We start from the raw sequence: 19,668 nt of genomic DNA on the forward strand, positions 1-19,668 counted from the left end.
GCGTTGATCCTGGCGTACGGCACCGCCCCCGGCCAAGGAGGATTCCCACAACGACCCAGGATGGAGGTGTGTGTATCGCCACACTGTGGGCCCTCGGAACGACCGCTAACGTCTAGCAACAGCCCACAATCGAGGCCCACGGACGAAGGACGCCGATGCCGCAGGACTCCGCCCCCACGCTGCTCCGCGAGGGCTCGCCGGCCGCCCCCGCCGGGCCCCGCCGGCCGCCCCACGGAGCCGCCTTCGACTGGCTGGATGAAGCCCGCGACGCGCGCCGGCGCGCCGGACTCACCCGCACCCTGCGTCCCCGCCCGGCCGACCACCCGCTGCTCGACCTGGCCGGCAACGACTACCTCGGACTCGCCCGGCATCCCGAGGTCACCCGTGGCGCGGCGGCGGCCGCACACCGCTGGGGCGCGGGCGCCACCGGCTCCCGGCTGGTGACCGGCAGCACCGAACTGCATGCCCGGCTGGAGGCGGAACTCGCCGCTTTCTGCGGCTTCGAGGCCGCTTTGGTGTTGTCGTCCGGTTATACCGCCAATCTCGCCGCGGTCACCGCGCTCACCGCCGCCGGCACCCTGGTCGTCTCCGACGCGGGCAACCACGCCTCCCTCATCGACGGCTGCCGGCTCTCCCGGGCCCGCACCGAAGTGGTCCCGCATGCCGACCCCAAGGCCGTAGGCGCCGCGCTGAGCGGTCATGACGGCCGGGCACTCGCCGTGACCGACTCGGTGTTCTCGGTCGACGGTGACGCCGCCCCGCTCCCCGCCCTCGCCGAGGTCTGCCGAATGCGGGCCGCCGCCCTGCTCGTCGATGACGCACACGGCCTGGGCGTCCTCGGCGAGGGCGGTCGCGGCGCGCTGTGGGCGGCCGGGCTCGCCGGTGACGCCGATGTGGTGACCACCGTGACGCTCTCCAAGTCGCTGGGCTCCCAGGGCGGTGCGGTCCTCGGCCCGGCCCGGGTCATCGAGCACCTGGTCAACACCGCCCGGTCGTTCATCTTCGACACCGGTCTCGCCCCGGCGGCGGCCGGCGGCGCGCTCGCCGCGCTGCGGCTGCTGGGCCGTGAACCCCAGCGCGCCGCCCGGGCCGGGCAGGTCGCACGGAAGCTGCACGAGCGGCTCACCGCGGCGGGTCTGGTCGCGGTGCGGCCGGACGCCGCGGTGGTCTCGGTACGCGCCCCCTCACCGGAGGCGGCGGTCGGCTGGGCCGCCGACTGCCGCGCGGCCGGACTCGTCGTCGGCTGCTTCCGGCCCCCGTCCGTTCCCGACGGGATCTCCCGGCTGCGGCTGACCGCCCGCGCGGACCTGACGGACGACCAGATCGACGCGGCGGTCGGCACGATCCTGGCCACGGCGCCGGCTGTCTGACCCGGGGCGCGCAGCAGCGCTTGTCCGACGAACGGCACGTGCGGCCCGACCGGTCGGCCAGGTCGGCCACCTGGCCCACCACCGCCGGTACTTGACGGCTTGTAGGACGAGCGCGCAGGTCAGCGCACCCGCCCGTACCAGACCCCGGGGCTCCAGATCCGTTCCAGTCGCACCGTGCTCCCGGCCTTGGGGGCGTGCCACATCCGGCCGTTCCCGGCGTAGATGCCCACGTGGTAAATGCCGTTGGCCGAATGGAAGAAGACCAGGTCGCCGCGTCGCCGGGCGCCGGACGGGACATGCCGGGTGCGGCTGTACTGCGCGGCGGCCGTACGGGGCAGGGCCCGGCCGGCACGCAGGAACGAGTACAGCGTCAGCCCGGAACAGTCGAAGGCGTCCGGCCCTTGGGCCCCGTACTGGTACGGGGAGCCCCGCTTGGAGGCGGCGACCCGCAGCGCGTGTGCGGACACGGATGCGGCTTCGGCGCCCCCGGTGGTTCCCGGGGTGATGGTCGTCCCGCCGAGCGTGACGAGTGTCAGAGCGGTGACGGTGCCGGCGCGCGCCAGCAGATTCGGCGTATGCATGCGCACAGTCATGCGCAAACCCTTCGTCAGCCGCCTGCGAAGGAAGACCTGTCGGGTTCGGGCAGGCGAAGATGCCCGGCCGTGCGTACGGCTTCACCCCAAGGAGTCCGCCGGCCCGTGAAGGCCGTGGACCCCGTCCTGCTCGGGTCCTCCGCTCCCGCCGATCCAAGAACGTCGACCGGACATCCGGACGGCGGCGGGATTAGGCGCCCGTCCGGACCGCCCCGTCGCTGTGGCGGGGTCTTGTCGTCGAAGGGATCCTCACGCACCCGGCGCCCAAACTCCGAGCTGAAAATGCCGTATGTGAGATGGGTCACATTTGGCCTGAATGGTGGGATTTGTTCCTCAAGGTGTCAGGGTCCCGGCTGTCGCGCGCCCCGGACCAGGAGCGAAACATCCGGGACCCGAGAAATTCCGGATGAACCGGCAATTCGGGGGTGGTTCGCAACGGGTGTGCGCGCTACGCCGTATGGGCAGCCCTGCCGCGTGTCGCGTCAACGCTCCGCGGGCGGCGGCACGGCGACGAGCCCGGCCCGCCGTTCGCCGTCCAGCACCCGCAGCGCCCGTGCCAGCGTGTCGTGGTGCAGTTCGCTCTCGCCGCGTTGGTGCATCAGCGTCAGCGCGTCCCGCAGTCCGGCAGCCGTGCCGACCAGTGCCTGGGCCGCACGCAGCCCGCTGTAGGTGCCGCCGCCGCGGGCCGGGTTGATACGGCCCAGCAGATCGAGCACCTCCAGATAGCGGTCGATCAACTCACCCTCGGCACGTGTGAGGGCGGGCAGTGGCGGGAGTTCGGGGGGCAGCATCCGGCGTCACCGCGCAACGAGGGGGCGTGCCGACTGCTTGCGGTGCCGGGTGAGGCCGTCGATCAGGCCGTACTCCTGGGCGGCGTGGGCGTCGAAGATCTTGTCGCGCTCGATGTCGGCGGCGATCCGCTCGCGGGGCTGGCCGGTGTGCCGCGCGAGCATCTCCTCCAACATCTCGCGGGTGCGCAGCAGTTCCTCCGCCTGGATCTGCAGATCGGTGGCCTGGCCCTGGATCGGCTCATGGAGCGACGGCTGATGGATCAGCACCCGGGCGCCGGGCAGCGCCAGCCGCTTTCCGGGGGCGCCGGCGGCCAACAGCACCGCGGCGGCGGAGGCAGCCTGCCCCAGGCAGACGGTCTGCACGTCGCACGAGACGAAGTTCATCGTGTCGTAGATGGCGGTCATCGCGGTGAGCGAGCCGCCGGGGGAGTTGATGTAGAGCGAGATGTCCTGCTCGGGCGCGGCGTGTTCGAGGTGGACGAGCTGCGCCATCACATCGTTGGCGGACGCGTCGTCGACCGGGGTGCCCAGGAAGATGATGCGCTCGCTGAGCAGCTTGGAGTACGGGTCCATGGTGCGCGTGCCCTGGGAGGTGCGCTCGGTGAACTCCGGAAGGACATAGCGGGCCGTCGGTGGCAGCATGCGTGCTCCTCTCTCCGTAATAAATGTACAGGACGTACATCCGTAGGAATGAGAGCAGATTCTGGTGACCAGCTACAAGTCCCAGGTCAGAGGCTGTTTCAACTGTTCGCTGAGGGCGGATGTCTCGGAGCTGTGGCACGAGGTGGAGACCCTTCGGATGACCGGGCGGGTCGTCGAGCGCTCGATCGACGAGATGGACCGCCCGCGGGTATCCAAGGACGCCGCCCTGCGGATCCCCCGACCGAGCCGGTGGCCAGGCGCTGTTCACCGGCTGGGGTGGCGAGCCGGCGACCTGTCGCAAGTTCGCCCTCACCGCACGGAACTACACCGCATCGAAATCGATGTCGCAGGTCGGACTCAGGGTGAAGCTCCATCGCTCGGGGAGGGCATGCCGCCCGCTCAGCGCCCGCGCCCACGCAGCCCGCGCCTGCTCCCCGCAGCTGACGACCCGCACTGCCGTGCCGAGACCGAGCCCGCTGCCCTCCGCCATGCTGGGCCTGCCCCGCCCGGCGCACGGCCGCTCCCGCCACCAGGCCCGATGAGTTGAGGTTTACGCGCCTTGTGCGCCCTGACCCTGCGACGGCACCCGTCCGGCGTGCGGTTTCCCTGCTCGATTGACCGCATCGAGGCCGTCACGGGCCACGACGTCGACTGCGCCTACCGGGGCCCGCGGCGCCCTCGACGAGCCATACACCCAACTGGTCGATGTGCACCGCGAGTTGGCCCGGTCCGAGACCGGCGTGGCCTTCCACCACAGGTGCCTTGCTGGGCATCCCGCCGCACCGGCCCGGCTGTGGCGCGCGCGCCAGCGGAACGGCCGCCCGAGACCGGCTTCCCGCCCGTCGATCCCGCCACCCTCGCCCTCACACAAGCGGTGCAACCACCCGCAGCGAGCGTACGTCGGAGAGCGAGGATCACTCCTGCCGGTCCCGTTCCGCAGCTTGTTCGCGGTAGTACGTGCGCCAGACCAACCGGTGCACCCGCGTCCAGCGCGGTACGGATCGCACTCCGGGGATGAAAGGCACGAGCATCAGGCCCACGCTGAGCAGCGCCATCAGGCCCCAGATCAGTGCGTCGGCGTTGCCGGAGGACTTGAAGGGTTCGATCTGATACCAGAAAGTGTAGAGCCACAGCCACGCCTGGCCCGGGTAGTTCCCGGTCTCGTTCATCATCCCCCATTGGTCGCCGCCGAGGTGCTCGGCACGGGCACGGGACTCCAGGTAGGAACCATCGGAGAGGAAGAGCAGCGGACGGGTGTAGTCGGTCTGGTAGAACTTGCCCTCCGCCTGGAGTTCGCCATCCAGTGCGCCGCTGCGGGCCAGACCGAGGAGACGTGTGGTGAGGACGGGGACCGGGCCGTAATCGCCCTTCGTGGGGACGCCACCGCCGGCCTTGGCGAGGGCGTCGGAGTAGGCCGAGGTCCATGCCTGGCGCCGGGCCGCCGGAGCGGCGGTCCAGGCGGCGAGGCCCGCGCTGACGGCGGGTGGTTCGGGGGCATTGCGCAGTGGACGCAGCACGAAATCGTTTGCCGTGTCCACCGGGACGCGGACCCCCGCGGCGCTCTGCAGCCCAACCGGCCCGAGTTTCTGCGCCGCGCCCGGCGTGTGATTGTACGGCGGCCCGTACTGGGCCGTGCCGCTGGTGCCGCCGAGCTCGGACACGGCGGTCGCCGTGAAGTCGGCGCCGTCGGCCCTCGACCAGGAGGCCAGCGTCACCGGCTTGACGTCGGGCGAGGAGAAGACGGCGGCCAGGCCCGCGGTGAGCAGCGCGACCACCACCAGTGCGATCGTGAACTCCTTGACCAGGTCGTAGGGCCTGGTGGGGAAAGCGGCCGGGTCCGGCACGGCGCGCTTGCCGGCGCGTCGGGTCATTGCGCTGCCTCCTGCGTGGGCCCCTTCGCGGGAACCGGCGCGGCGTCGATCGGCGGCACGATCCCGCGCAGCCGGACCAGCAGGATGTGCCAGGCCGTCAGCAGGCCGAGGGCGAAAGGCAGCAGGACGATGTGCCACATCAGCATCTGGCCGAAGTCCAGCACGTTGAAGAACGCGCCGATGCCGACCGAGTTGAGCCCGTCCTTGGCCTGCCCGGCGATCCACTGGGAGTCGAAGTTCTGCTGGACCAGGTAGCCGGTGAAGGCCGTGCCGATCGAGGCGAAGAAACACACCGCACCGGTGACCCAGGTCAGCGCCCGCCGACCGCGCCAGGCGGCCATGAAGAACTTGCCCCACAGGTGGATCACCATGAAGAACATGAACAGCTCGACGCTCCACAGGTGCAGGCCGTTCACGTACCTGCCGGTCCCCGAGACGTGCCACCATGCGGGCCCCTTCAGGGCCAGCACCCCGCCGGTGAGCAGGACGACGATGAGCGCGGCCACGGTGAGCACACCGAAGACGTAGATCCACGAGGCCATGTACGCGGGCTGGGTGTCCGGCAGCAGCTTGTCCGGGGGCAGTGCCCGCACCGCCCGCCGCCGGACCGCTCCGGTCCAGCCTCCTCCTCCCTCGCTCATCGTCGACCTCGCCCTCGGGGGAAGGGCAGGAGCAGGGCCGCCACGAAGACGACCAGCATCACCCCGATGACCACGAGGTTGGCGACGGACAACTGCACCACTCCCCAGTGGACGTAGCGCCCAGTCCCGTTGAGATCGATGGGCGCGAAAAGCACGCGCTCGACGGAGTGCGGATGTAGTGTCATGGGCCGGCTCCCCTCGAAGTCCGAGAGCAAGTAGAGCGCCTTGTCGGACCCTCGGCCTGCTGACCCGGCCGGACCCTGGCCTGAACGGCTCAATCGCGCAAGAGCTGCCCGGTCCGCGGCGTATCCCTTCCTTGCTCATCCGGTGGGACCTGCGCCAACAGCTCATCTCATGCGGCGAGTCGTCGGTAGCAGATGAGGGTGCAGGCCATGTCCCGTCGGCCACGCGGCCGACAGGAGCGGGTGGAGCCGAATGAGAGCGCCGAGGACCGCCGCGGTGCGGTGCTGGTGTTCCCGGGGTACTTATGCCGCCCGCGCCGCCGACGCCGTCGTCCTGCTCGTCCCCGGCTCGCGCCGCCATCCGCCAGGCACGCGAGATCTTCGCCGCCGGGCACCGCGTCGAGATCTCCGCCGGCGACCTGCCAGTGACGCGACGAGGTGCGTCGGGCTGCCGGAAGGGTTGGCGTCGAAGCCGGGTCGGGACCAGTGGCACGCATCATCGGCCGTCCCGTTCGTGGCATGTGAGCCGATCGCGATCGGCGGGACGTAGTGACGACACGGGTTCTGCCAGGAAGTCCGCCGGGACATCCTCGGCGCCCTGTTCGCGGCACCGACCCGGGATCTGCGGGTCACTGTCACCAACGTCGCCGTCCCGCTGCGTGGGCAGGTTCGGGACACTTCACTCGTCCCGGTGGTTGCGCGCCTGGTGCGAGCTGTCGAGGGCGTGCTGGACGTGGAATTCGATGTGACCGGCCCGGGATGCCGCACGGACGGGGCCCACGGCGGCGGACCGGTCGGGAGAAGCGCGGTGAGGAGGACGGACATCCCCTGGTCTCCGGAGGGGGGCGGCTGCGCCCCCGCGGGGCGCTGGTCCGGGTCGCCGAGTAACGTCCGCGCGCGCACCATGGAACGCATCCGAACGCACTCGATTCGCGGAGGTGACCGCGATGAACATGCCCGTTCGACACCGGCCCGGTAGCCTGCTGGAGAGTACTGCGCCCTCCTTGAGCTGGGGTGGTCCCATCACCTCGGAGATCGATGAACTGTTCCAGCGCATGGAGCACCTGCTGGAGTCCGCCGGTGCCGCGCCCTCGCTGGGCGCAGGGACGCACTGGGCGCCACTGGCGGATATGCACGAGACGGATGACGCCTACATCATCGAGGCGGAGCTGCCTGGTGTGAAGCGTGAAGACATCGATGTCGAGGTCAGCGGTCAGGGGTTGCACATCTCGGGCGAGTACCGGCAAAGCGAGCGCGAAGGCGTATTGCGCCGCACCACTCGCCGGACAGGCAGCTTCGAATACCGGGCCCTCCTGCCCGCCGATGTGAAAGCCGAGGAGGTCACGGCGAGCCTGGCGGACGGTGTACTGACCGTCACAGTCCCCAAAACACAGGCCACAATGCCACGGCACATCGACATCACGACCTGAGACTGCCGACGAAACACCGTATGGGGCGGGCGCCTTGGCGGCATCCGCCCCATAACGCGAAGGACCGTCCGCGTACGACCGTCCTCTCGATCCGTGCGGAGGGACGATGCCAGGGCCGACAGGCCCACATCGAGGCAACAGGCAGGCCGCGGGCTCCGCGGCAGCACCCTCACGCACCACACGGCGCGGTGTGCGGAGCATGCGGCCCGCACCATCTGCGAGCTGCTGCGAAGCCGGCCCTGTTACCCGGCGGCTCACCGCGGCGTTCTGTTGCCGCCCGCCGTGGTGGCATCGTCATCAGCGGTTGGCTGCTCTCGTAGTACGTCCAGGACGCTGGAACCAGCGATGGTTTCGTGGATGATGAGCAGCTTTGCGAGGTCGTCGAGTGCCGTGCGGTGTTCGCGCAGCAGGGCCACGGCGCGTTTCTCGGCCTGCCGGACGAGGCGGGTGGTCTCCTCGTCGACGATGCGCTGGGTGTGCTCGGAGTACGGCCGCTGCAGGGCTGCTTCGGGGGGCTCTCCGCCGAGGCGTTGAGGGGCGCCCGAGGCGTAGCCCACCGGGCCGAGGGCGGGGGACAGGCCGAAGTCGCGGACCATGCGGCCGGCGATCTGGGTGGCGCCGGCCAGGTCGTCGGCGGCGCCGGTCGAGCCCTCGCCGAAGGCGACGAGTTCGGCGGCCCGGCCGCCGAGCCGGACGGTCAGCAGATCGTTCAGATAGCCCTCACTGTAGAGGTGGCGCTCGGCTTCGGGGAGCTGCTCGGTGGCGCCGAGGGTCGGTCCGGAGGGCAGGATGGTCACCTTCGCGACCGGGTCGGCGTGCTCGCACAGAGCCGCGACGAGGGCATGCCCGGACTCGTGGACGGCGACCGCATGGCGTTCTTCGGGAAGCAGGGCGTTGGAGGTTTCCCGCCGACCGAGGAGCACCCGGTCGCGGGCGGAGTCCAGGTCCTGGGCGGAGATGACGGTGCCGCCCGCGCGGACCGCGTGGATGGCTGCCTCGTTGACGAGGTTCGCGAGATCGGCTCCGGAGAAACCGGGCGTGGCTCGCGCCACGACATCCCAGTCGACGTCGGGTGCAAGTGTCTTGCCGCGGGCGTGGACGATCAGGATCGCCGCTCGCTCGGCCTGGTTCGGCAGCGGGACGGTCACATGCCGGTCGAAGCGTCCGGGTCTCAGGAGCGCCGTGTCGAGGGCTTCGGGCCGGTTGGTCGCGGCGAGTACCACGATGCCGCTGCTCTGGTCGAAGCCGTCCATCTCGGCCAGGAGCTGGTTGAGGGTCTGCTCGCGTTCGTCGTTACCGCCCAGACGCACCCCGCCGCGGCGGCTCCCGACGGCGTCGATCTCATCGATGAAGATGATCGAGGGGGCACGTTTGCGTGCGTCGGCGAAGAGGTCGCGGACCCGGGAGGCGCCGACCCCGACGAACATCTCCACGAACGCCGATCCGGTCACTGACAGGAACGGGACCTCGGCCTCGCCGGCGACGGCACGTGCCAGCAGCGTCTTGCCGGTGCCCGGTGGCCCGACCATGAGCACTCCGCGTGGTCCCTTGGCTCCGGCCAGTGCGTACCGCTCCGGGTGGCGCAGGAAGTCGACGACCTCGCTGATCTCCTGCTTGGCGCCCTCGTATCCGGCGATGTCGACGAAGCGGGTGGTCGGCCGCTCGGCCTCGATGATTTTGGCCCGGGACCGTCCGATGCCGCTCAGTCCCCCGGACAGCGTGCGGGCGGCCTTCCGTCCGGTCCACAGGAACAGCGCACCGAGAAGGACCAGCGGCAGGACGAATGCCAGCAGCGTCCCCAGGCCGCTGCCGCCGCCGTGGGAGGCGGTGATGTCCACCTTCTCGGACCGCAATTGTTGCTCAAGGCTGCTGTTGTCCAGTGCGGTGGGGATCTGGGTGGTGAATTTCCGTCCGTCTTTGAGGGTTCCGTCGACAGCTCCCTTGTCGTCGATGTCGACCGTCTTGACCTGGCCCGTGTTCACCTTGCCGAGGAATTGGCTGTACGAAACCGACACCCCTGGCGAGGGCTGGGAGCGCATGAGGAGGACCAGGAACACGATCACCAGAACGACGGGCAGCAGCCACGGGCGCCAAGTGGGCCCGGGTTGCGAAGCCGGCGGCTTGGGCGGCTCGCGTGGCGGCCCCGGTTTGACCGATCGCGTCGGATGCCGGCCCGGTAGGCGGACTGATGTGAACATTTGGATGGCTCCTCGACGAGGCCTCCCACGACGCGGCTCTTCCGCCGGACGGCCGGTGCCGGCCACCGCGGGCGTCTCCCTTCCACGCTATTCCCGTGACCTGCCGCACGAAATGTGACAGCACGGGTCCTGCCCCGCTCGCCCCGCGGGCGAGGCCGGACGTCTCGCAGTCAGGCGGACGCCGTGGCCGCCCGACCCGAGGCTGGCCCATTCGACCCATTTCATGTACGGCCCGCACTCCGGAGACTGATTCCAGGCCCCACGGGGCGGCGCACGAGGGGACATGGCCCGTGCCCGCCCCCACCGGAAGAACTTGAGGGAGTCACCGCCATGACCACCGCACGAGACATCATGCACAGGGGTGCCACCTGTGTGCAGGAGAGCGAGACCCTGGTGGACGCGGCACGTCGGATGCGCGAGCTCGATGTGGGCGCACTGCCCCTCTGCGGCCCCGACGACCGCCTGCACGGGATCATCACCGACCGCGACATCGTCCTCAAATGCCTCGCCAAGGGCAAGGACCCGCACACCATGACGGCTGGTGAACTCGCGCAGGGCAAGCCCATCACCATCGATGCCGACGCCGGAGCGGAACAGGTCCTGAAGGCCATGGAGGAGCACCGGATCCGGCGGCTGCCGGTCATCGACGACCACCGGCTGGTCGGCATGATCAGCGAAGCCGACCTTGCCCGGCACCTGGCAGAAAAGAAGGTCGGGCACTTCGTCGAAACCATCTGTGCGACCGCTTGACCGCTTGACCGCTTGAACGCGGGCCGGCGGTCACTCGCCGTGGTACAGCCTGTCGACGTCGACCAGGAGAACCTCGCCCCGGGCTTCCGCAGCCCGCGGTTCCGGACCGAACCCGACCCCGCTGCAACAAGCCGGCACGGCCCCGCCGACGTCCTCGCAGGCGACGGCATGCTCGAAGGCCAGCAGCAGATGTCGCTGCCAGTGCGGTGGATGCGTCGCCCGACGACTGGTCCGTCCGGGGCATCCGAGGAACTGCCGGTACGTCACCGGGGCGAGCCGGGCGATGAGTCCGGAGCTGTATCGGATCAGGTCGGGGCTGTCGAGTTCGTCGTTCCCGAACCGTCGCATTTCGGCCCGGGCGAAGTGCTTCACGGCATGCCCGGCGCGTTGCAGTTGCCCGGTCGGGTCCTGTGGGCAGTCCTCGTTGGCTGCTGCCTTGATGAGCTGCTTGAAGTGGTCGACGACGAGGGGGAGTTCGCGGGCATCCGGACGGCGTGCCAATGCCGTCCTGAGCTGCGCCTCCCGCGCTCCCCAGTCGGCGCCGGCCAGGCCCGCAGGTGATCCGTCCACACCGACGGTCCCGGGGCGCGTCATCGCGTACCTCGGGGGGCGAAAGCATCCTTGCCTCTCCACGCTGCGCGGAGTGCACGGCCGAGGGGATGGGCCGCAGGGCCTCCTCACGGGCCGACCGGCCCAACGGGTGGCGCGGACGGAGTGCGCGTGGCACGGGCTACTGCGTCGAACCCGACTGCCGATCAGCAGACGAAGGGGCCGGACGGCCCCTGCCCGGCACGGACGGCCACGCGCAAGCTGAAGGTGTCGCAGCGGCCGCGCGACGGCAGTCCGTACCGAGGAGGCGTCATGGAGCACACCCCGTGCACGGTCAGCGATGTGATGACGCAGACGGTGGTGGCTATCGGTCAGGAGGCGCGTTTCAAGGAGATCGTCGAGACGATGGAGCAGTGGAAAGTCAGCGCGCTGCCTGTGCTTGTGGGGGAGGGGCGGGTGGTCGGCGTGGTCTCCGAGGCCGATTTGTTGCTCAAGGAGGAGTTCCGGGAAGCGAACCCCGACCGGATGGAACAGCTGCGGCGGTCGGACGGGGTGCGCAAGGCCGGCGCTCTGACGGCAGGGGAGCTGATGACCACGCCCGCCCTGACGGTGCACGCCGGCGACTCCCTCGCGCAGGCGGCGCGGACGATGGCGTGCAAGTCCGTGAAGCGGCTTCCTGTGGTCGACAGCGGGGGGATGCTCCAGGGCATCGTGAGTCGCTCGGACCTGCTGAAGGTCTTTCTCCGGTCCGACGAGGACCTGGCGGCGGAAGTACGTGCGGAGGTCGTGGGCCGGCTGTTCGCCGGTTCCGCAGAGGAGATGTCGGTCAGCGTCACCGATGGGGTGGTCACGCTCAGCGGCCGGATCCGCAACAAGTCGCTCCTCTCCGTGGCGGCACGGCTGGTGCGGGCGGTCGAGGGGGTCGTGGATGTGACGTTCGACCTCGAGGGAGCGGAGCCCGAACGGACAGGGCCGGTGGTGGGCCGCCACTTCGAGCATCCGTAGGGGCCCGTTCACGGGGGAGGAGGAGCTGCACGATGCGCGGCCCCACACAGAGTCGTAGGGAGAGCGTCGGTACCTCCGGACGGCTCCGGGGGGCATCGGAGGGCCCTCGGGCCGATGGCCCACGAGGACGGATCGTAAGAGGGAGAGGCCGTGAGGAATGGAACCGCCAGGACGGACACAGCCTCCGGCGCGCGAGAGGTCTGTGCACTGCTGTCCGACGGAAGTACGGTCCGGCTCCGTCCGGCGCGCCCGGACGATCGTGGACCGGTGCTTCGGCTCTACGGCGACATGTCCGAGGACAGTCTGCGCAGCCGGTTCTTCGTGGTGAGCCGCCGCTCCGGCGAGCAGGCCGCCGACCGGCTCTGCGCGCCCCCAGAAGCCGGCCACCGCACGCTGGTGGCGGTACAGGGCGACCGGCTCATCGGCGTCGCCGAGTACGAACTCGGCGACGACGCCACCTCCGCCGAGATCGCCCTGGCGGTCGCCGACGACTTCCACCGCCGAGGCGTCGGCACGCTGCTGCTGGAGCACCTCGTCCACATCGCCCGCGAGAACGGCGTTTCCGCTTTCACCGCCGATGTGCTCGCCGACAACCACCTCATCCATAAGGTCTTCGCCGACCTCGGCCTGCGCGTCACACGTCAGTACGACGGAGCCACGGTACGCGGGGTCATCCGGCTCGAACCGGACGAACGTTATCTGGCAGCGCTGGACAACCGGGGCCGCACCGCCGGCACCGCGAGCTTGCAGCCACTTCTGCGTCCCCGCTCCCTCGCGGTGATCGGAGCCGGAACCCGATCGGGTTCGGCCGGCCGGGCCGTACTGCACAACCTGCGTGAGGCCCACTTCAACGGGTCGCTCTACGCAGTGAACCCGCACGCGCACGCCGTGCTGCGCATCCCCGCCCACGCATCCGTCACCGACCTTCCTCACCCGCCCGACCTCGCCGTCATCGCGACACCGGCTGCCGCTGTCTGCGACACGGTGGTCCAGTGCGGCAAGGCCGGAGTCAGAGCGCTGGTGGTCCTGGCCTCCGGTCTGGACGACGGCGCGATCGCGGAGCTGACCGAGGCATGCCGCCACTGGGGTATGCGGATGGTCGGCCCCAACTGTCTGGGCATTGCCAACACGGAGGAGTCCGTTCGCATGGACGCGACCTTCGCCGTGACGAAGCCGGTGCCGGGTACCGCGGGGGTCGCGGTGCAGTCCGGCGGAGTGGGCATCGCGCTTCTCGACGGGCTCTCCCGCCTGGGTATCGGCATTTCCAGCTTCGTCTCGCTCGGTGACAAACGCGATGTCAGCAGCAATGATCTTCTGCAGTGGTGGGAGGGCGACGGCAGGACCGAACTGGCGCTGCTGCACCTGGAGTCGTTCGGGAATCCTCGGGCCTTTTCCCGTACGGCGCGGCGTGTTGCCCGCCGTATGCCGGTGCTCACGGTCGATGCCGGGCGCTCGGAAGCAGGCCGTCGTGCTGCCGCCTCGCACACGGCGGCAGCGGCAACCCCCACCATGACCCGCCGGGCACTGTTCACCCAGGCCGGCCTGACCGCCACCCGCACCCTTGGTGAGCTGCTGGACACCGCGGCGCTGCTGCACTCCCAGCCGCTTCCTGCGGGCGGGCGGGTCGCCGTGGTCTCGAACGCCGGGGGCGCCGGAGTGCTGGCTGCGGATGCCTGCGTGGATGCGGGACTGACCGTCCCCGAGTGGGGGTCGGACCTCGGGGGGAAGCTGCTGGCCCTGTTGCCGGCAGGTGCCAGTGCCGGAAATCCGGTCGACACCACACCGGAAGTGAGCGCGCAGGAATTGAGCGAGTGCGTAGGCCGGCTCGCGCGCTCCGGAGCGGCGGACGCCGTCCTGGTTGCACTGGTGCCTACCGCTTTGAACGCGGCTGTCGGTGCCGATCTCGTCACTGCGGCGACATCAGCGCCGAAGGGGCGTCCCGGTGTACCGCTTGTTGCGGCGCTGCTCGATCAGCCGGAGCGCGTCCGCTTGCTGCGCACGGAAGACGGTCCGGCGGTGCCCTCCTACGGCGAACCCCAGTCGGCGGCCCAGGCCCTGTTCCATGCCGCCGAACGGGCACGCTGGCTGGCCAGGCCACCGGGCAGGAGCGTGGAGCCGGCAGGCATCGACGAGCCGGGTGCACATGCCCTCGTGGAGGCATTTCTCGCGCGGGATCCGGCCGGCGGCTGGCTGGATGTGCGGGAGACCGCACGGCTCCTCGGCTGCTACGGCATCCCCCGGCTGCCGCAGGCATGCGTCACCACGGAGCGGGAAGCTGTCGATGCTGCTGCACGCCTGGCGGGGCCCGATGGTGCGGCGGTGCTCAAGGCACAGGGGCCCGGGCTCCTTCACAAGAGCGAGCGGGGCGCCGTCCTCCTGGAACTGCACGGGGAGTCCCAAGTGCGCTCCGCCTACCGTGATCTGACCCGCCGCCTCGGCACCGCGATGACCGAAGTTCTGGTCCAGCCGATGGCTGCCCGTGGCGCGGAGTTGCTGGCCGGAGTCGTACAGGACGAAGTCTTCGGAGCGCTGCTCCTCTTCGGCCTCGGCGGGACCATCAGCGAGCTGCTCGCCGACCACGCCGCGCGCCTTGCTCCTCTCACCGACACCGATGTCCACGAGCTCATCACCGCACCGCGGTGTGCGCCCCTGCTGTTCGGTTACCGGGGCAGCGACCCGGCCGACGTGGCAGCTCTGGAGGACCTGCTGGCACGCCTCTCCAGGATGGCGGACGACCTTCCCGAGCTTGCCGAGGCGGAATGCAATCCGGTTGTCGCCGGGCCGGACGGCATTACCGTCGTCGATGCCCGAGTCCGTCTGCTGCCGCGCCACGCGCGTGACCCCTACCTGCGCCGGCTTCCGTGAGGCCGGGCACGAGCCGAGAGAGGGCAGGAGATGAAGCGCCGACAGGTGGGAAGCGTCATGACCGGAGACGTCGTCCGCGCGTACAGCGGGACGTCCGCCGAAGAAATGGTGCGGTGGCTGGCGGAGTACGACATCAGCGGCCTGCCCGTGGTGGATGGCGATGACAAGGTGATCGGCGTGGTGTCCGCCACGGACCTGGAGCCTGTGCGGCACAGGACCGCACGTGGCGCCACCCCCGTTGCCGCCGAGTTGATGTCGGTGCCGGCTCGCACGGTCCGCGCCGATGACTCCGTTGTCCGTGCGGCCCGCCTCATGAGTGCGAGCGGCGTCGAGCGGCTTCCTGTGGTGGATGAGGAGGCACGGCTCGTCGGCATGGTCACACGGCGTGATGTGCTGCAGGTCTTCGTCCGTCCGGACTCCGCAATCCGCGACGAAGTAATGGACGAGATCGTGGTGCGGGCGCTGTGGCTGAGCCCGCAGAGCATAGAGGTGTCGGTCCATGACGGTCTGGTGACCGTTGAGGGGAGCCTGGAGAGCAGCGGTCAAGTGGCCGTCGCGATACGGATGATGCGACAGGTCGACGGCGTCACTGCGGTCGTCAACCGCCTCACCTACCGGCGCGAGGCTCCCTACCAGGAGCCGGTGTAGTCCATCGTTCGCCTCGCGGCCCCGCGGCGCGGGGTGTCGCACCCGTTGAGTCGAACGATGCGGCAGCCTCGCGGCAGTTCACCTCTGGCGGTGGTGCCCTTCCGGGTCCGCCTGCGCCCATTCCTTCTCCCACTGCGCGTAGCGTCGGCGGTTCAGCAGTCCCGCCCCGGCCCTCTCGGCGCCGAGGAACAGCAGGCCGGTGCTGGACGCAGCCACCGTTCCGATCGCAATGCTTTCGGCGACCGCATCCTGCGGAGTGACGGGGTTGCGCACCACGGAACCGTGCCGGTCGAGCCAGGCGGTGGTCCGATCGCCCGCCTTCGCGCCCGGTGCCACGGTGGTCTCTCCGGTCCGGAGCGTGCCGTCCGAGGCCGTCCATCGCACTGTCGTATGAGGCTTGGCGCCCACGCTGCCCGAGGGATCGCCACCGATGCGGGTGGGAGAATCTTTGGTCACCACGGCGGAGACACTGTGCCACTGGCGGGTCTGCTGCTGGGGTGCGGCCTCCACTGCGCTCCCGGCCACCACGCCGGCAGTCGGAGCCAGCACGGCAATGAGTAACCCGGTGGCCAGAATCATCCAGGATTCCGCCACGTCGGTGCTGCGTTTGAGGGGGCTGTGCTGCCAAGGCCAGCGGATCTTCGAGGGAGGCATCACGCACCTCTTTCTCCCGTAGTCCGACCGTCGCATGTCCGGCGGAATCAGGAGAGGGGCCGAACGGCCCCACCCGGTGACTGTGCGGGTGCCAGTGCGCGGCAGGTATGGGGGCCGTTCAGCCCTGGCACGGCGGCTGCGGCCGGGGTCAGGGTGGACAGGAGCGGAGGTGGACGCCGTGCCAGCCGGAGGGCTCCGGGCGCTCGATGCTCGATCCGGCAACCACGGCGCGGCTGATGAACCGTCTGCGGGGCGAGAAATCCGATGCGGGGTCCGACGCAGATGCGTTGTCCGGGCTCCCCCTCAGGAGAGAGGGCCTCGGCCTGATCGGCGAGGGCATGACGAATCGCCAGATCGGCAAGCGGCTCTACCTGTCCGAGAAGACCGTCAAGAACCCCATCTCCCGCCTGGTGGCGAAACGCGGTGTGGAGCAACGTATCCAGGCGGCAGTCCTCGCCACCCAGGCCACCGCGCCACCTGATGCGGACGCCGGGCCGCATCAGAGCTGAGGAGTGCGGTGCGGCGAGGGTCACCTCGAGGGAAGACGCAGCGGTACTCGCCACACCAGTGTCGTACCGCCCTCGGACGGTGACTCGAGGGTCATCGCACCGCCCAGGCTCTCTGCCCGCATCGTGAGGTTGCGCAACCCGCTGTGCCGGCCGTCGCCCGGCGTGCCCACACCGTTGTCCTTCACCGTGAGTGTCAGGACTCCGTCACGAACGACCAGTGCGACGTCCGCGGCGCTGGCGTGTGCATGCCGTGCGATGTTGCTCAGCGCCTCTCCGAGCACGGCAGGCACATGTTCGGCGATCTCGGCCGACACGTCTGTGTCGATGAGCCCCTCCATGTGAAGCGCCGGGGTGAAGCCCAGCGTGCGGCTGGCCTGCTCCACCACGGTGACTGTGCGGACCCGCAGGCCGTGGGCGGCCCGGCTGGTGTCGTGCGTGCGGAGCCCGAAGATGGTGGACCGGATGATCTTGATCGTCTCGTCGAGATCGTCCACGGCCCGCAACAGGCGTTCGCTGGCTTCCGGGTGATCAACAAAGCGCAGCGCACTTTGGAGCGTCATCCCTGTGGCGAAGAGCCGTTGGATAGCCAGATCATGCAGGTCACGTGCGATGCGTTCGTGGTCCCTGAGCAGGGTCAACTGCTCGGCGCCCTGGCGTTGATCAGCCATCTCCATGGCAAGGGCCGCCTGACCGGCGAAGGTCAGCAGCGGCTTGGTCTCCGGTTCGGTGAACGGCGCACGGCCGTGGAGCCGTGCCAGCAGCAGCACGCCGCGCACCCGCTCGCCGGCGGTCATCGGAACGGCGACCGCGGGGCCGAGCCCGGCCCACCGGGGCGGGCCGGCGGTGATCCTGGGATCGTGCTCGACGTCGAGGCTGATCAAGGAGCTTCCGGCAGTGAGTGCCGCGCCGGCGAATGATCCACGGTGGGGGAGGAGCAGGCCTCGGTGTGCCTCGGCATCCACGCCGATGGCGAGCGCCACCCGCAAGGTGTCGTCGTCCTCGGGCAGCGCCAGCACACCGAGGTCGGCGGAGAGGATGCGCACCGCGTGGTCCACGATCGTCTCCAGGACGTCGGCCCCGCCCGCTCCGGGCAGCAGCCCCGCGACGATCTCACCGTTGGCCGCCAGCCACCGCTGGCGGTAGCGGGCTTCCTCGTACAGCCGGGCATTCTCGATGGCCACACCTGCCGCCACCGCCAGCGTCGACAGCACGGTCTCGTCCTCGGCGTCGAATTCCCTGCCCCCGCGCTTCTCGGTGAGGTAGAGATTGCCGAAGACCTTGTCGCGGACCTTGACAGGTACCCCGAGAAACGACCGCATCGGCGGGTGATTTGGCGGGAAACCGTACGACGACGGGTGCTCGCCCAGCTCGGCAAGGCGCAGCGGCACGGGATGGCCGATCAGCTCTCCCAGAATCCCGTGGCCCGCCGGCAGCCCGCCGATGGACTCGGCCTCCTCCTCGGTGATTCCTACCGTCAGGAACTGGGAGATGTGGGAGTCGTCGCCGAGCACGCCGAGCGCCCCGTATTCGGCGTCCACGAGCACGGTCGCGGCCTCGACGATGCGGCGCAGTACCTGCGGCAGCTCCAGCCCCTTGCCCACGGACAGCACCGCTTCGACGAGCAGACGGGGCAGTCCGCCCCCGCTCCGTTCCACCGTCTGGAGGCGTTCTTGCAACTCCTCCGGAAGCGCCACGACCTGCCTCTCCGTGGCTCCGAATCGGCCAGGCATCTCTTCACCCACCACACCCTCCGATATGGCCGCCCAGGCGGTGCGGTCACACCACCCACGGTAGTGACCGCGGACGGATGAGCACCCTGAACGGTGGCCTGTTCGGTCCCCTCGTAGCGCCCATCGGCTCATTGGCCGGAAGGCGGACCATGGAGCAATCTCGATCACACGGCATGTACGTACCGCTCGCCGCCGGCGAACGTGGTACGTCTGCCCTCCGGAGCCCCGGCGTCATAAGCCGGTCAGGACGGTTTCTTTTCTCCGTCCGTTCCCGAAGGAAGGGCAGGCATGGAGCCGGAAATCATCACTGTCGGACTCGACGGCTCACCAGAAAGTCTGGCAGCTGCACAGTGGGCAGCCGACGAAGCCGACCGGCGGCACTTCGTGCTGCGGCTTCTCCATGCCTGGATACTGCTCGCCGCCGAAGCGGCGGACACACCGCCCGATCGCGATCAGAACGCCGGTGCACGACGGATCGTGCGCCAGGCCCTGGAAGTGGTGCGCGAACGCCATCCGCATCTGCAGATCATTGAGGATCTGGTGGGCTCCGAGGCCGAGCCCGCACTGCTGCGCGCTGCGGAGGAGTCGCGGATGGTCGTGCTGGGTTCGCGGGCTCTCGGCGCGTGGGAGAGCTTTGCGCTCGGCGATGTCAGCCTGGACGTCATGGGCCGGGCCGACGGGCCGGTCGTCCTGGTCCGGGCGAGCGACCGTGCGCAACCGGACGCTGCTGGGTCCACGGGTACCCCCCATGGCGCAGCATCACGGGTCGTCGTCGGCGTGAGCCTGAATGGACCCTGCGAACCGCTCCTCGCATTTGCTTTCGACGCGGCGGCGAGTCGTGGAATTCCGCTACAGGTGGTACACGGGCGTCCGCTCCCTGTGCAGGCCTACGCGCCCTGGGGTGTGGACCCGGATGCCGCGGCGGAAGTCGCCAGGCAGGCGGACGGTGAGCTGCGGGAGGTCATCAGTCCGTGGCGTGCCCGCTTCCCCGACGTTCCGGTGGAGCTGACCGTGCTGCCGGAGAGCGCGACCCGGGCCATTGTCCAGACGGCGCCGGAGGCCGGACTCCTGGCCGTCGGCCGGCGACGGCACCGACCGTTTCTCGCGCCGCGCGTCGGCCCGGTCGCGCACGCCGCCATCCACCACGTGACCTGCCCCGTGGCCATGGTCCCCCACGACTGAGTACGGCGTGCAGCAGTCCCGCGGCAGCACGGCAGGAAGGGGTTGGCTGTCTTCCCCG

18 protein-coding genes, 1 pseudogene and 1 riboswitch are annotated in these 19,668 nt (G+C 70.0%); of the genes and pseudogenes, 9 read left to right on the plus strand and 10 right to left on the minus strand.

Annotation, left to right across the window (positions count from 1 at the left end):
• Positions 1–155 precede the first annotated feature (155 nt).
• The gene (locus tag EST92_RS03890) at positions 156–1,370 is read left to right on the plus strand and encodes an 8-amino-7-oxononanoate synthase (RefSeq protein WP_129279526.1); all 1,215 of its coding nucleotides are present in this window, start codon (positions 156–158) and stop codon (positions 1,368–1,370) included.
• Between the two features lie 119 nt (positions 1,371–1,489).
• Here the strand turns inward: EST92_RS03890 and EST92_RS03895 are convergent, their stop codons facing one another.
• The 6 genes from EST92_RS03895 to EST92_RS03925 all read right to left on the minus strand — a co-directional run bounded on the left by EST92_RS03895 (position 1,490) and on the right by EST92_RS03925 (position 6,093).
• Positions 1,490–1,963 carry an NlpC/P60 family protein gene (locus tag EST92_RS03895; protein WP_129279527.1) on the minus strand — a complete coding sequence of 158 codons (474 nt, stop codon included), beginning with the start codon at positions 1,961–1,963 and terminating at the stop codon, positions 1,490–1,492.
• A gap of 4 nt (positions 1,964–1,967) precedes the next feature.
• A riboswitch (cyclic di-AMP (ydaO/yuaA leader) is annotated at positions 1,968–2,170 on the minus strand.
• Positions 2,171–2,445: 275 nt separating this feature from the next.
• Entirely contained in the window at positions 2,446–2,754 is a 309-nt protein-coding gene (locus EST92_RS03900) for a hypothetical protein (protein WP_129243633.1), read from the minus strand.
• A gap of 6 nt (positions 2,755–2,760) precedes the next feature.
• Complete coding sequence (locus EST92_RS03905) at positions 2,761–3,396, minus strand: ATP-dependent Clp protease proteolytic subunit (protein ID WP_129279528.1); 636 nt, start codon at positions 3,394–3,396, stop codon at positions 2,761–2,763.
• Positions 3,397–4,310: 914 nt separating this feature from the next.
• Positions 4,311–5,267, minus strand: a complete 957-nt coding sequence (locus EST92_RS03915) for a hypothetical protein (protein ID WP_129279529.1) — start codon at positions 5,265–5,267, stop codon at positions 4,311–4,313.
• Complete coding sequence (locus EST92_RS03920; protein ID WP_129279530.1) at positions 5,264–5,908, minus strand: cytochrome b N-terminal domain-containing protein; 645 nt, start codon at positions 5,906–5,908, stop codon at positions 5,264–5,266. Before EST92_RS03920 ends, EST92_RS03915 begins: the two co-directional genes overlap by 4 nt.
• Complete coding sequence (locus EST92_RS03925; RefSeq protein WP_129279531.1) at positions 5,905–6,093, minus strand: hypothetical protein; 189 nt, start codon at positions 6,091–6,093, stop codon at positions 5,905–5,907. Before EST92_RS03925 ends, EST92_RS03920 begins: the two co-directional genes overlap by 4 nt.
• A gap of 652 nt (positions 6,094–6,745) precedes the next feature.
• Here EST92_RS03925 and EST92_RS03930 point away from each other — a divergent pair.
• Both EST92_RS03930 and EST92_RS03935 read left to right on the plus strand, forming a co-directional pair.
• A complete protein-coding gene (locus tag EST92_RS03930) occupies positions 6,746–7,069 on the plus strand; it encodes a hypothetical protein (RefSeq protein WP_343283770.1) in 324 nt (107 codons plus the stop codon).
• A complete protein-coding gene (locus EST92_RS03935) occupies positions 7,038–7,520 on the plus strand; it encodes an Hsp20/alpha crystallin family protein (protein ID WP_129279532.1) in 483 nt (160 codons plus the stop codon). The genes EST92_RS03930 and EST92_RS03935 overlap by 32 nt, the downstream gene beginning before the upstream one ends.
• A 254-nt stretch (positions 7,521–7,774) precedes the next feature.
• Here the strand turns inward: EST92_RS03935 and ftsH are convergent, their stop codons facing one another.
• A complete protein-coding gene (gene ftsH / locus EST92_RS03940; RefSeq protein WP_129279533.1) occupies positions 7,775–9,718 on the minus strand; it encodes an ATP-dependent zinc metalloprotease FtsH in 1,944 nt (647 codons plus the stop codon).
• Between the two features lie 330 nt (positions 9,719–10,048).
• On the opposite strand from ftsH, the gene EST92_RS03945 reads away from it, so the two are divergent.
• Positions 10,049–10,468: a CBS domain-containing protein gene (locus EST92_RS03945; protein WP_129279534.1), complete on the plus strand. Its 420-nt coding sequence runs from the start codon at positions 10,049–10,051 to the stop codon at positions 10,466–10,468.
• 30 nt (positions 10,469–10,498) lie between these two features.
• Here EST92_RS03945 and EST92_RS31955 read toward each other — a convergent pair whose 3' ends face one another.
• Positions 10,499–11,062 (minus strand): hypothetical protein, encoded by a 564-nt coding sequence (locus EST92_RS31955; RefSeq protein WP_254068474.1) that lies wholly within the window; start codon positions 11,060–11,062, stop codon positions 10,499–10,501.
• Between the two features lie 267 nt (positions 11,063–11,329).
• Here EST92_RS31955 and EST92_RS03955 point away from each other — a divergent pair, with 267 nt between their 5' ends.
• The 3 genes from EST92_RS03955 (at position 11,330) to EST92_RS03965 (ending at position 15,535) form a co-directional block, all read left to right on the plus strand.
• Positions 11,330–12,022: a CBS domain-containing protein gene (locus EST92_RS03955; protein WP_129279535.1), complete on the plus strand. Its 693-nt coding sequence runs from the start codon at positions 11,330–11,332 to the stop codon at positions 12,020–12,022.
• Positions 12,023–12,172: 150 nt separating this feature from the next.
• Positions 12,173–14,887 carry a bifunctional GNAT family N-acetyltransferase/acetate--CoA ligase family protein gene (locus EST92_RS03960; RefSeq protein ID WP_129279536.1) on the plus strand — a complete coding sequence of 905 codons (2,715 nt, stop codon included), beginning with the start codon at positions 12,173–12,175 and terminating at the stop codon, positions 14,885–14,887.
• A 57-nt stretch (positions 14,888–14,944) separates the two neighbouring features.
• Positions 14,945–15,535: a CBS domain-containing protein gene (locus EST92_RS03965; protein ID WP_254068485.1), complete on the plus strand. Its 591-nt coding sequence runs from the start codon at positions 14,945–14,947 to the stop codon at positions 15,533–15,535.
• A gap of 78 nt (positions 15,536–15,613) precedes the next feature.
• Here EST92_RS03965 and EST92_RS03970 read toward each other — a convergent pair whose 3' ends face one another.
• Complete coding sequence (locus tag EST92_RS03970; protein ID WP_254068487.1) at positions 15,614–16,189, minus strand: hypothetical protein; 576 nt, start codon at positions 16,187–16,189, stop codon at positions 15,614–15,616.
• A 194-nt stretch (positions 16,190–16,383) separates the two neighbouring features.
• Here EST92_RS03970 and EST92_RS03975 point away from each other — a divergent pair.
• Positions 16,384–16,698: pseudogene (locus EST92_RS03975) on the plus strand (LuxR C-terminal-related transcriptional regulator); the annotation flags it as partial.
• 20 nt (positions 16,699–16,718) lie between these two features.
• Here EST92_RS03975 and EST92_RS03980 read toward each other — a convergent pair.
• Positions 16,719–18,428: a GAF domain-containing protein gene (locus EST92_RS03980; protein WP_129279539.1), complete on the minus strand. Its 1,710-nt coding sequence runs from the start codon at positions 18,426–18,428 to the stop codon at positions 16,719–16,721.
• Between the two features lie 288 nt (positions 18,429–18,716).
• Between EST92_RS03980 and EST92_RS03985 the strand changes: the two genes are divergently transcribed.
• Positions 18,717–19,610 carry a universal stress protein gene (locus tag EST92_RS03985; RefSeq protein WP_129279540.1) on the plus strand — a complete coding sequence of 298 codons (894 nt, stop codon included), beginning with the start codon at positions 18,717–18,719 and terminating at the stop codon, positions 19,608–19,610.
• Positions 19,611–19,668: the final 58 nt, after the last annotated feature.

The sequence above is a fragment of the Streptomyces sp. TM32 genome (assembly GCF_004122755.1).
Lineage (GTDB): Bacteria > Actinomycetota > Actinomycetes > Streptomycetales > Streptomycetaceae > Streptomyces > Streptomyces sioyaensis.